10 protein-coding genes and 1 pseudogene are annotated in these 11860 nt (G+C 45.0%); 4 read left to right on the top strand and 7 right to left on the bottom strand.

What is annotated here, in order from left to right; all coding sequences use genetic code 11:
- Window positions 1-108: 108 nt before the first annotated feature.
- The 6 genes from K6Y31_RS20115 to K6Y31_RS20140 form a co-directional block, all read right to left on the bottom strand.
- Window positions 109-405 carry a hypothetical protein gene (locus K6Y31_RS20115; RefSeq protein ID WP_233054824.1) on the bottom strand — a complete coding sequence of 99 codons (297 nt, stop codon included), beginning with the start codon at window positions 403-405 and terminating at the stop codon, window positions 109-111.
- A gap of 489 nt (window positions 406-894) precedes the next feature.
- Complete coding sequence (locus K6Y31_RS20120; protein WP_233054825.1) at window positions 895-2004, bottom strand: DUF1513 domain-containing protein; 1110 nt, start codon at window positions 2002-2004, stop codon at window positions 895-897.
- A 1-nt stretch (window position 2005) separates the two neighbouring features.
- Window positions 2006-3055 (bottom strand): imelysin family protein, encoded by a 1050-nt coding sequence (locus K6Y31_RS20125; protein ID WP_233054826.1) that lies wholly within the window; start codon window positions 3053-3055, stop codon window positions 2006-2008.
- A gap of 87 nt (window positions 3056-3142) precedes the next feature.
- Window positions 3143-4540, bottom strand: coding sequence for a di-heme oxidoreductase family protein (locus K6Y31_RS20130; RefSeq protein ID WP_233054827.1), 1398 nt, complete (start codon window positions 4538-4540; stop codon window positions 3143-3145).
- 122 nt (window positions 4541-4662) lie between these two features.
- Window positions 4663-5907, bottom strand: a complete 1245-nt coding sequence (locus K6Y31_RS20135; RefSeq protein ID WP_233054828.1) for an imelysin family protein — start codon at window positions 5905-5907, stop codon at window positions 4663-4665.
- A gap of 209 nt (window positions 5908-6116) precedes the next feature.
- Window positions 6117-7244, bottom strand: coding sequence for an ABC transporter substrate-binding protein (locus tag K6Y31_RS20140; RefSeq protein ID WP_233054829.1), 1128 nt, complete (start codon window positions 7242-7244; stop codon window positions 6117-6119).
- Window positions 7245-7326: 82 nt separating this feature from the next.
- Here K6Y31_RS20140 and recQ point away from each other — a divergent pair, with 82 nt between their 5' ends.
- Together recQ and K6Y31_RS20150 are read left to right on the top strand one after the other, a co-directional pair.
- A complete protein-coding gene (gene recQ / locus K6Y31_RS20145) occupies window positions 7327-9171 on the top strand; it encodes a DNA helicase RecQ (RefSeq protein WP_233054830.1) in 1845 nt (614 codons plus the stop codon).
- Window positions 9172-9219: 48 nt separating this feature from the next.
- Window positions 9220-9531: a DUF3630 family protein gene (locus tag K6Y31_RS20150; protein WP_233054831.1), complete on the top strand. Its 312-nt coding sequence runs from the start codon at window positions 9220-9222 to the stop codon at window positions 9529-9531.
- Between the two features lie 10 nt (window positions 9532-9541).
- Here the strand turns inward: K6Y31_RS20150 and K6Y31_RS20155 are convergent, their stop codons facing one another.
- Window positions 9542-9910, bottom strand: a complete 369-nt coding sequence (locus tag K6Y31_RS20155) for a tyrosine-type recombinase/integrase (RefSeq protein WP_345790277.1) — start codon at window positions 9908-9910, stop codon at window positions 9542-9544.
- Here K6Y31_RS20155 and K6Y31_RS20160 point away from each other — a divergent pair.
- Together K6Y31_RS20160 and K6Y31_RS20165 are read left to right on the top strand one after the other, a co-directional pair.
- Window positions 9910-10362: pseudogene (locus K6Y31_RS20160) on the top strand (transposase); the annotation flags it as partial. The gene K6Y31_RS20155 and the pseudogene K6Y31_RS20160 overlap by 1 nt on opposite strands.
- Before the next feature lie 263 nt (window positions 10363-10625).
- The gene (locus K6Y31_RS20165) at window positions 10626-11339 is read left to right on the top strand and encodes a Fic family protein (protein WP_233054833.1); all 714 of its coding nucleotides are present in this window, start codon (window positions 10626-10628) and stop codon (window positions 11337-11339) included.
- Window positions 11340-11860: the final 521 nt, after the last annotated feature.

Here is an 11860-nt window from a genome sequence, read left to right on the forward strand (position 1 = left end):
AGATATTTGGCGTTGATTTAGTTGGCATGAAAGCTATTTTTATAAGCTTGTTTGATTAAGTTTGTGGCACAGAGTCAATGGGGTGCGTCCACTGAGTCTGTGTTCTGACTATAAAATAGACTTGCTACGAAACAATACACGCTTACAATTCAGGCAAAAGTGCTTATAGCGAGGGTCTTCATGGCAGGTAAGAGGCTGAAAAATAACCTTATCTGAATGACAGTGGCAACAGCGGGCATTTTCATCATCATCGGTCACGCATTCTGGATGTTCAGCGAGGTACTCTGGCAAGGTTGGCAGCTTACGCCAGTAGTCATCATTAGACTTGTTGTAAAAAGCAAAGTAGTAAATTGCTATAGCAATGACAGGCATACCAAGAACAAAAATCTCTGTTAAAAAATCCATTTAAAACCCCTTTAAGACATATTATGTCGCGATATATTCAAGGTATACCTGAAGACATAATATGTCAAAAGGTTTATTGATATTTTTTACACATTGTTTGCAACAGTGACATAGCTTGCCTTATGCACCTGTAGGCGCTGTATTTATACAGCGAAAATTGGCTGTAGCGTGCTTGATTCGCGATATAAATATCGCTTATATGGACTCCTCGTATTGTTCAATAGTTTTGCGATGTCATAGCATAAGATGCGTGCTTATATACGGGCTCTCTTTGGGGTTTTAATCGATTACGGCTCATGGCCCGGTTGCTTTTCACCTTTTTGCCAACTAAGTGTGCAACTTGAAAAACATTCTTTGCAATGTCGATGGCGAATAAGTTAGATTTCTTCATGTATGGACTCCCTTGGTAAAGTAATTTTTCGTCACTTTATTTATACCGTATCTCCCGAGTGGGGAGGAGTCCATACATCTCCCACAAGCGCTATAAATTTAACTTCCAATCGCCATTAAATGATTATCCCAAGCCCATTGTGTATTAACCGCGCTGTTTTTACTCGCTAATTTGCCTTGCCCTGTGGTTAACACAAAGCCGTTCGCGGTGAGCGCCGCTGCGCCGCACACATCGGTGAGGGGAGTAATGCTAATTAGCTCCCTTGTCGCCTTGTGCCAAATGGCAAAACAATTACCGCGCGGTGAAGTGGCGATGATCTGGTCTTGATAGATAGCCACCGAGCCTAAATAATCGTTAAACCTTAACCATTCTTCCTCTTCACCAGCCACTGCCATTGCTTGGGGTTGGCCAAGCTGATGGGTGTATAGCAAGGGGTTGATAGCCTCATCGCCTTGATATTGGCAAGCTAAAGCCACTAAGCCTTGCTCGTCCACCGCCAAGTGGCGAATGCTAAGTAAATGATCAGGCAGACTAATACGTTGCACGACCGCGCCGGTTTGTTTATCTAGATAAACAAAACTAGGGGCCATAGTGGCGAGGTTGACCTTATCGCGGCCATGAGTTTGGATACCGCCGACCGCCACAATTAAGTGTTGTTGATCAGGGTGTAACAAAATTTCATGGGGACCCGTGCCAAATCCAGTTAGGGTGCGAACCTCTTTAAAGTCATTTGCTACATCATATACCCCAATGACGCCAGAAGAGTCTCGGGTAACGCCTTGGCTAACATAAAGTAAGCCACTGTTATCAAAGCAACCGTGGCCAAAGCAATGGCGGCCACTGGGCATTTGATGCTGATTTATGGATTGTCCTGTTGTTGGTTCAAAACTCAGCATAAACTGGCCCGGTCGACGCGCAAACACCACGGCGATTTCATTATTGGGGGCCAGCGTCATGCCGTGCCCGCGCGCGGGCAGGGGAATATTAAACAAGGTTTGGCCTTGTAGATCGCTGCAAACAAGATGATTTTGCTGCGCTAATTGGGCACAAGAAAAAACGCGGCCGATGTTTGGATTTGGCTGCTCATTATTGCTCGCTTGTGCCGCACTTAGGCTAAAACACCCTAGTGGCACACTTAATCCAAGCCCAGTCACACCTTTGACAAACTTGCGTCGATCCATGGTAATTATCTGTTTGATATTATTCAACTTAGTCACCATCGGTGGCATTAAAGCCAATGACAAATTTAAGTTTCACCGGTAAGACTTCTTGAATGAGGTAAGCTAACTTTTCCACATCAATGCGCATGCGATACAGTTTGGCTAAGCCTTGGTCAGATTTTAATAACTTAACCATACTTGGCTCGGTGGGCCAATTGGCGAGCATGTCAGCGAAGGTTTGTTCAATTTCACCGGCGAGCTTGGGATGCCCTTTACTGATTAACAGTGCGTTGATGCCACTAAGATAAAGCTGCTGCAAACTGGTGAAACTGGTTTGCAGCTGTGCCATAGAGGTTTGTGAGCGCCAAGATTCGGCCTGAAATGGTTTGATATGCTCGCCTTTACCCAGTGGCATAAAAAACTTCTTATTGGCAAAGCTAAGTTGATGAGATAGCTCGCTGATCCACGCAATATCTTCCGCATTTAGCGTTACCTCTGAGCGCACGGTGGCAGCGTTATAACTCAATTTAGGTTGCTGCCATGCTTGCTGTAAACGTTCACTATTAAGCATGATATTGGCTGCGATAGCTTGACTAAGGGAGCAGTTTTCACGATTAAGGCCTTGTTCAAATAGCAGTAACTCTAGAGCGCCTAAGCCACGTACGGCGACACTCGACTGCTGAATAGCTGCAGCGGTTATCGCTGAATCATCGGCTTGAATGGCTTTAATTTTGCGACCGGTAATGTTCTTTTTGTCGGGCCAAAACTGCATTGACCAAGCAAGGTCGAGCTGGTTAATGGGGCCAATGGTTTCACCTTGAAAAGGCACCCAAGCGGTCATGGTGTTTTGCCAAGCTTGCTGTGCACGTTTGCTATTGTCTTGGTTGGGCTTGGCGAGACAAGCTTGGCTAATTTGTTGATTCAAGCGCTGACTTTGCAATAAAAGCTGCTGAGCTTGTTGTTGTTTCAGGCTGATGGCTTGTGCCGCTATCGGCTGGGCGGCAATGGTTGATTGAGATTCAGCCATGGCGCTGGCGAAAACGCCAATAGATAGAAATGCAGCGAAGCAGCTAAACCCAGTAAGAGAAGAAAATTTCATAGTGTTGCCTTTAAATAAAGGAATGTTATCAATTTCAAGTGTGCTGATTTGCTAGCACACTGAGCTCTAGTTATGCGTCAACCCGCTTTACAGTGATTCAAGGAATTTCACCAAGGCATCACGCTGCCCTTGATCAAACCCTAGCACCACTTGTTTTGACGCTTCCGCTTCGCCGCCATGCCACAGTACGGCCTCCATAATGTTGCGAGCGCGGCCATCATGCAGTAAAAAAGTATGACCGTTTACTTCTTGTTGATAGCCTAAACCCCACAGTGGCGGCGTGCGCCATTCACTGCCTGTGGCTAAAAACTCAGGGCGATTGTCGGCTAAACCGGGGCCCATATCGTGTAGCAACAAATCAGAATAGGGGAATATCAATTGCTCAGAAAGCGCAGGTAAAGTATCTCGTTTCGCGGTTTTAAAGCTCGCAACATGACAGCTTTGGCAATTAGCTTGTTGGAATAATTTTTCACCCTGCAGCACGAGTTTGTCGTTTATATTACGGCGTGCGGGGACAGCTAAATGCTGGCTGTAAAATTCGACAAAATTTAAAATTTTATCACTTACTTCTAGCTTGCCACCGTGAGGGGCCTGTTTACACGCGGTTTGTTTATCGCTGCAATCGTCCTGTAAATTCACTTTAGAAGTTAAGCCCATGTCACCGGCAAAGGCACCGGCATTTTGTTGCATTAGCGTGGGCTGTCCTGCCTTCCAGCCAAAGCGACCAATAGTGCTTTTTTGTTCGGCTGCGTGCCAAACTCGATTTGGTCGGCCTGAAATACCATCGCCATTGCTATCGTCAGGATCAGCGTTAGCCAGTAAGCTAGCCTCACTAATGCTCTCTAATAAACCGAGTCCAATCATCACTGGCGCTACGCGTGCTGACATCATTACATCAGGATGCATGTCGCCGTATTTTAGATCGGTAATGGCTAATGTTGGCTTGCGTAGGGTAACCACAGCGCCATCGGCAAAAGTGACATTCACATCTTCATAGCTAATGTTGATCTGACCTTCCGGTTCAACACCTGGGATCGACATATCTTGCAATTGGCCACCATATACCGGCTCGGCTATCACCCCTTGTTGGATCAAAGCTTGTTGTTGCTCGGCGGTGGTCGCGGGAATGCTTAAGCGGACTAACATTGACACCGCATTTGGGTCGCCAAGCTCTTTGGGTTTGCCGCGGCCATCTTTTATGTGGCAGCCTTGGCAGGCGTTGGTGTTAAAAAGTGGCCCTAAACCATCGCGGGCATCGGTAGTGGCGGGGGCGATCACCCAAGGGTTACGAAAAAAGCTGTTACCAACACTAAAGTCCATTCGTTTCATCATGTCCAAATTGCTGGCGGGCATAGAAAAGGCATTGGCGCCGGTTTTACTGGTGGTGGTGTCGCCACCGGGCTTGGCTGGGTTGGCCCAGCTAGCGTGGCTAATCATCAGTAAAAGTGTGGTTTTTAAGGCAGCACTGAATCGAGTTGATTTCATTGTTTTTACTCACCATCTATGTGGCTTTGTTTACGCCTAAATTATAAGGTTAGGCTCATTGCTCATTTGTCAAAAAAGGGCGGAGAACCGCCCTGAAAGTTATTGCTTGCTAGGCTAAAAGCTTAAAACTCGTGATCAGCCGTATCTGGATTTAGGTTGTAAATACCTAATACGTTTGATGCTTTTTCAATTTCACCGGTTTGTAAAACCAAAGAGCGAATGGAGTTATTCACTAATTCGTGGCCTGCTGCGTTATTGGCGGCAATCAGTTGGTCAAACTTTTGGCCTTGCTCAGCAGATGAAACCAAGGTGTAAACTTGGGTGGTTGCGCTTTTAACCGCTTCAGATGTTTTCAGTGCCACGGCTTTGTCTTTGCTGGCAACTAGGTCGTTTAAGCTAGGGCCAGTTAACTTGCTACCATCTACGCGGGTGTAGCTACCAAACCATACATTGTTAATGCCTTGCTGGTTGTAGTAGTGCGAGTTATGGGTGTTATCTGAGAAGCAATCGTGCTCGTCTTCTGGTGAGTTAGCTTCTAACGCAACCTTCATGCGTTCACCCGCCAATTCACCTAAAGAAAGAGATCCCATGCCAAATAGCATAATGCGCAGGCCTTCAGTTGCCGGCTTAGCCGTCAGCGCTTGGCGGTAGTTGTCGGTGTTTTCAGCCCATTGCGCGGTCATCCAAGTTAAATCGTTATTTAGCAAGGTTGATGCTGCTTGTAAGTAAGCCACGCGGCGATCACAGTGACCATTGGTACAGCCTTCACCTTGTACAAAATCAGTGTAAGGGCGTGCGCCAGCACCTGCACCGGTGGCATTTAAGTCTTGGCCCCAAAGTAAAAATTCAATGGCGTGGTAGCCCGTGGCCACGTTGGCTTCTGAGCCGCCTAATTCGTTTAAGCTAGCTAATAACTCGGGGGTAATGTTGGTGGTATCTAGCTTGTCGTTACCTACTTGTAGGCTAGTGCTAGAAATAATATTTGCTGTGGCGCCTGGGTTGCCTAGCTCATGTTGATAGCTTTTAGTGTCAACGTAATCGATCAGGCCCTCATCAAGAGGCCAAGCATTTAGCTGACCTTCCCAGTCGTCAACAATTGTATTACCAAAGCGAAACACTTCACTTTGTTGGTAAGGAACGCGAGCCGCTAACCATGCTTCTTTAGCGGCATTTAATGTTGCTTCAGAAGGGGTGGCGATGAGCGCTTTCAGTGCTTTATCAAGTGCTTGGGCAGTGGTTGCTGAGTCGCTATAAACCGCGTGTACTAAGCTGGCATAATGCTCAACCACTGCTTTGGGCTCGGCTGCCCAAACGCTAGTACTGCTTAACGCAGAACCAATTAATAGTGCTGTTAGTGTTTTTTTCATCTCATTCCCTTTACATCTTAGTTGGGCTATTCGTCATTTTAAATGAAAATGGCAATAGCTCTCATTTGTTATTTGTGTAGATTGTAAACGCTAGTGAGAATGATTGTCGATAGTGTTGTTGGTTTATTTTTCGGCAATGTTCGTTTAAAAAAATAAATAAGGAGAATATGGAAGGTGTGGAATAAACTCGATCCGAGGTTGATTTAAAACTATTTAATACTGAATGAGTACTGCCCCGTGTCATTTTGCTTATATTGCTTAAAGTTGACCTTTTGCCAGTTCTTGGCGCCCAGTACATCGAACAAGGGGGTGTTAGGTTCGATAAGCTGAAACATCGGTTGATCAATTTGTTTCGGTACAGTCTTGCCTTGGATGTCATCACTTATTAAGACCATAGCCCAGCCCCCAGCCATAAAGTGACTACCACCCAAGCTAGATATGGTTCCTTCTGCTCTGGCATCGAGGGTGGCCTCAGACGTGTTAATGGCGCTGAAGAATATATCCTTACCAGGCGTTTTACCGGATTCTTTTGCCGCTCTTATTGCACCTAGTGCCATAGCGTCATTCGCGGCCCAGACATAACTTAGGCGACTATAACGCTGTAGCAGTAACTTGGTTTTTTTATAAGCAATTTGCTCATCCCAGTTAGCGTAAACAACTTGCAGTAACTCGGTTTTGCCGTGTAGCGCGATGAACTGTCTGGCACCTAATTCACGCTGGTTGGAGGCGGGGGTATTTTTATTGCCGGAAAATATTAATATTTGTGCTGCTTGTTCTGTGTTTGCAGTTTTACTCTCAAGCAGTTGCTGAGCGGTTTCATAACCAATTTTATAGTTGTCAGGCATAAGGCTAGAAACCAAAAAAGGCCCTTCAGTATGATTAAAAAATCGAGATTTATCATGCTCGTTTAATCCGTTAAATAGCATCATGACCTTTACGGGCTTCCCCCGGAGCAAATACAGCATTTTTGTTGCAGCATTGTCTTCATTCACTAGCACCAAGTAGTCTGGTAATTGGTTATCATCAATCAACTGCTTAACTTTTTTAATCATCAGATACGGATTACGCTCTGCGTGATAGGTGATTAAGTTCAGATCGAGTTGCTTGGCAGCCTCTTGCATAAAGAGATCAACATCATGCCAAAAGCTTTCGCTGGTTTGTCCGGGGTTAATAAACAACACGTCAGGCTGCGGTTTAGCTAAGCTAGATGCGCTAAATAGAGTTGTGGTTAAGAATAGTAAGGTACTTAAACGAGTTAGTATGCGTATTTTTTTACGCTTAATAACCGATTGAATCCAAAGACTAATAGATAATAAATTGAACTGTAAGTTGATCAAAATAAGCAATTATCCGTTTTACTGTGTGCAATTTTTGTTAGGGGCCGTAAAATAAGCGCCCCCGAGATTATTACTGGTAAGTATGAACGCTTTTTCGCTCGCCGAGAATAAAATTTGGCCAACCGATAGTTTAGCAGTGTTAACTGAAGTGTTCGGTTATAGCAGTTTTCGCGAAGGCCAGCAGCAAGTTATTGAGCACGTCGCCCAAGGTGGCGATAGCTTAGTGATTATGCCGACCGGTGGCGGTAAGAGCTTATGCTATCAAATTCCGGCGTTACTGCGCGAAGGTGTTACCTTTGTGGTTTCGCCCTTGATTTCCTTGATGAAAGATCAAGTAGATGCACTTAATGCTTGTGGGGTGCCAGCGGCTTACCTTAATTCCAGTTTAACGCGACCACAGCAGTTACAAATATTATCAGCCATTCGCCATGGCGAAATTAAACTGGTTTATGTGGCGCCCGAGCGCTTAATGCAGCCCGATTTTCAAGCCAAGCTTCATGAAATTCCACTGGCACTTTTTGCCATTGATGAAGCCCATTGTATTTCACAGTGGGGCCATGATTTTCGCCCTGAGTACGCCATGTTGGGGCAATTAAAAGCCTTGTTCCCGCAAGTGCCCATGATGGCCCTAACTGCGACCGCTGATCATGCCACTCAACAAGACATTCTACATCGGCTTAATTTAGACCAGCCAAAGATCAACATCAGCAGCTTTGACCGACCTAATATTCGTTATAACTTGGTTGAAAAATTCAAACCCCTTAGTCAGTTACTCACCTATATAAAGGCGCAAAACGGCCAAGGTGGCATTATTTATTGCGGCAGCCGTAAACGTACCGAAGAAGTGGCTGAAAAGCTAAAGCAACAAGGTTATAAAGCGGATTTCTATCACGCTGGTCGAGAGTTAGCAGAGCGCCAAGAGGTGCAAGATGCCTTCATCAAAGATGAGCTTGATATTGTGGCTGCCACCGTGGCTTTTGGTATGGGCATTAATAAACCAAACGTGCGTTTTGTGGTGCATTACGATATTCCGAAAAACATCGAGTCTTATTACCAAGAAACCGGCCGAGCAGGACGTGATGGCTTAGAAGCGGAAGCCATGATGCTGTACGATCCTGCTGATATTGCACGGGTACGTGGCTTATTAGAAAAGAACAACAACCCCGATCAGTTGCGGGTAGAAATGCACAAACTGAATGCCATGGCGGCATTTGCCGAGGCGCAAACTTGTCGTCGTCAGGTATTGCTTAATTATTTTGGTGAGCACCAAAGCAAACCTTGTGGCAACTGTGATATTTGCCTTGATCCGCCAAAGTCGTTTGATGCCACCGAAGATGCGCAGAAATCGCTTTCCTGTGTTTATCGTATGGGACAAAGTTTTGGCATGGGCTATGTGGTTGAGGTGCTGCGTGGCTCGCAAAATCAGCGAGTAAAAGAGCATGGCCACGACAAACTGTCCACCTTTGGTTTAGGCAAGCAGCAATCTACTGAATATTGGCTAAGTATTTTACGGCAACTGGTGCATTGTGGCTTCTTGCAACAAAACATTACCCGAGGTTCGGTATTGCAGCTAACCGAAGCTGCGCGTCCTTTACTCAAAGGCGATATAAAACTAACCCTAGCGGTGCCACGTATCCAGCCGTTAAGTAGCAAAACCACCAAATCAAGTGGCAGCTCAAAGCTGGCGTTTTTGGATTATGACAAGGCGTTGTTTGCCCGTTTACGCAAACTGCGTAAAGAGCTAGCTGACGCCGCCGATGTGCCACCTTATGTGGTGTTTAACGACGTAACATTAGCGGAAATGGCTGATTTGAAACCACGCAGCGAACGCGAATTCCTCGAAATAAGCGGCGTAGGTTATACCAAGCTTGAAAAGTACGGCAGTCCTTTTTTAGCAGCAATAGCAGAATACGAAGATGATTATTAACCCGTCATTTATTTAATTAGCGTATTTTATTTGCGCTTAAGGTAAGCAATGAACTCCCTTTTTCCCGGTAACTGGTCGCTGCATATGCGTAGCGATGAACTGCAACTGTGCTTTAATCCTGAATTCGACCTGCACTTTGATAACTTCCCTGAGTTTGCCGCGCATCTTACCACGTCACTCAACCTGAAATTGGTACAACAAGATATGGCAGCCGACTCCTATTGCTGGGTGATCAACGATGCTGACAAGCACTTGCTACTCAACTATCAAGAAATGAGCCAAAGCTGTTGGTTTTGTGTCACCCGCGAGGATGATGAAGCGGTATTACTCAGCTTAGCCAATTGTTTAATCGCTAAGTGAACCGTAAGCGTTAGCTTGCCCTATCAATGGGGCTTAGTGTATTGGCAAAGCGCGAGCCCATCACATGGGTGTAAATTTCAGTGGTTTTAACATCTTCATGACCCAGTAAATCTTGCACTGTTCTAATATCAGTACCGTTTAGCAGTAATTGAGTAGCAAAAGAATGACGAAAGGTATGTGCCGTGACCCGCTTGGTTAATTGACTGGCGATCACCGCCTTACGCAGTGCTTTTCTAAATGCGGTTTCGTGGAGGTGATGGCGGCAAATATAGCCATCGTATGGGTGCTCACTACAATGACTTGAAGGAAAAAGATATTGCCAAGCAAAATCGGTTGCAGCACTAGCGTATTTTTTTATTAGGGAGGCGGGCAGCGACATATGCCTCAGCAGACTTTCATTATGATGAAACCACTCAGATTTGCCGCTGCCCGGCAGGCAATGAAATGTGGTGCAGCGGTGATAATTTGAAAAGCCATCATCAACGCTACACGCGATTCTGTGGTTACTTAAAAGACTGCAAAGTATGCCCGCTGCAAGAGCAATGTATGCGAAAGCCCCCGATAAAAACAGGGCGGCAAGTTCAGTTTAAAAATGATGAATCACGCAAGCAGCTGAGCTATATCGATAAAATGAAAGTTAAAATAGATAGCCCAATGGGGCGAAGGCAATATAGCAAACGACTGGGTTGTATCGAGCCGGTGTTCGGCAATATTACGGTGAATAAAGGCATGAATAAGTTGACGCTACGGGGACAAGCCAAAGTGAATGCCCAGTGGCAGCTGTATTGCCTTGTTCATAATCTTGAAAAGCTGCAAAAGACGATGCATTAGGCAGGGCTACCCCCCAATTGCCTGAAATTCACCCCAAAACCAGCCTGAAACTCCCCATAAAAACGCCAAACCTTGATAATTTTCATCACAGCAGAAAAAGACTAAACAATTGAGTCAAAAAAAGAACTTAGCTATGGTTTGGTGCATCATAAAAATATATCTTAAAACGAGTAATTCTACAGGCTCGTTAGCCGACTTCTACCACCTTACTCATCAGTAAGTGTATACTTAGCCAAGTTTTACTTAAATTGAAGAAGACCACCATGACAGCATTGACGGATAACATGTGGAATATGAAACCAAATATACCGTTGGCTAAACAACTTGCCAAAAGAGATGTACCAGCTTTGGTTTATGACGCTGTTAACCTCGAGGGTGTTGCAATGACTTTGCCTGAGGTGCAAACGATTCTGGATGGGATCACCGTAGGTGGCCATCGAATTAGTGATCAAAATATGGCAATGAACCAAGCTCGAGCATGGGAGCTTATTTTTGGCTTAGTTGATCAAGGTGAGTTTCAATTTAATAAAGAAACCGTTTTAAAAATTCACAATATAGCTGGCAAAGAAGAGGCGTTAGAGTGGGGTAAGTTTCGCTCTGGTTACGTTTCCATTACGGGTTCAGAGTATGAACCTCCCGCTCCAGATGAGTTGGACGATAAATGGCTTGAAGTTGAGAGTCAGGTTAATAGTGAATCTGATTTTTACGATCAAGCAATTACTGCATTTTTACAAATGGCACGCGCTCAATTTTTTTGGGATGTTAACAAACGTACCGGTCGGTTCATGATGAACGGTATTTTGTTGGCTAATGGTTTTCCTATCATTAATGTGCAAGCCAAACGTCAGCAAGAGTTTAATACGCTCATGCTCGATTTTTACTCTTCTAATGATATGACACAAATGAATAAGTTTTTACGAAGCTGTTTGGATGAAAAGATTATTCGTAATTTCAAGCTAGATCTGAAAGTCGGCTAACAGATAAGAATAGGTGTCGCGAAGCCGACACCCTATATTCAAGTGTGTGCGCCGAGCATGGCGTTGATCTAGGAGGTGAAAGTCCTCTACGGGCTCAATCGAGAGAGAACCGTTAGCCTATGCAAGGGTGTTCACCGCGAGGTGAAATCTGAAGGAAGCAAATGGCAAAATATGGCTGTGACGAACAGAAATCTGATAGTAGGCGGTGACAACTTGGGTAACCTAACACTATATAGATCAGCCCGTTAACTCGATAGGAAGTGTGTCATTGTAAATCAGGCATAGCCATAGGAAAGAGCAACGTCTTACCTCGGGAGATCTTAATAATTGTCCAGTAGGACTAAAAGCATAGTGATATGTTTTGATGATTATTAAGAAGTCAGCAGAGGGCATAGTGTAGTGGTCAACTAAAACTGGCCACCTCGTTATAAGTTTTGAAGTATTCTGCTTCAGCCTTTTGTGGCGATAACCCCTTGTTAAACTGGTGAGGCCTGTACCGATTGAAATAACCGGTAATGTAA

This window comes from Motilimonas cestriensis, assembly GCF_021295315.1.
Lineage (GTDB): Bacteria > Pseudomonadota > Gammaproteobacteria > Enterobacterales > CBDFNC01 > Motilimonas > Motilimonas cestriensis.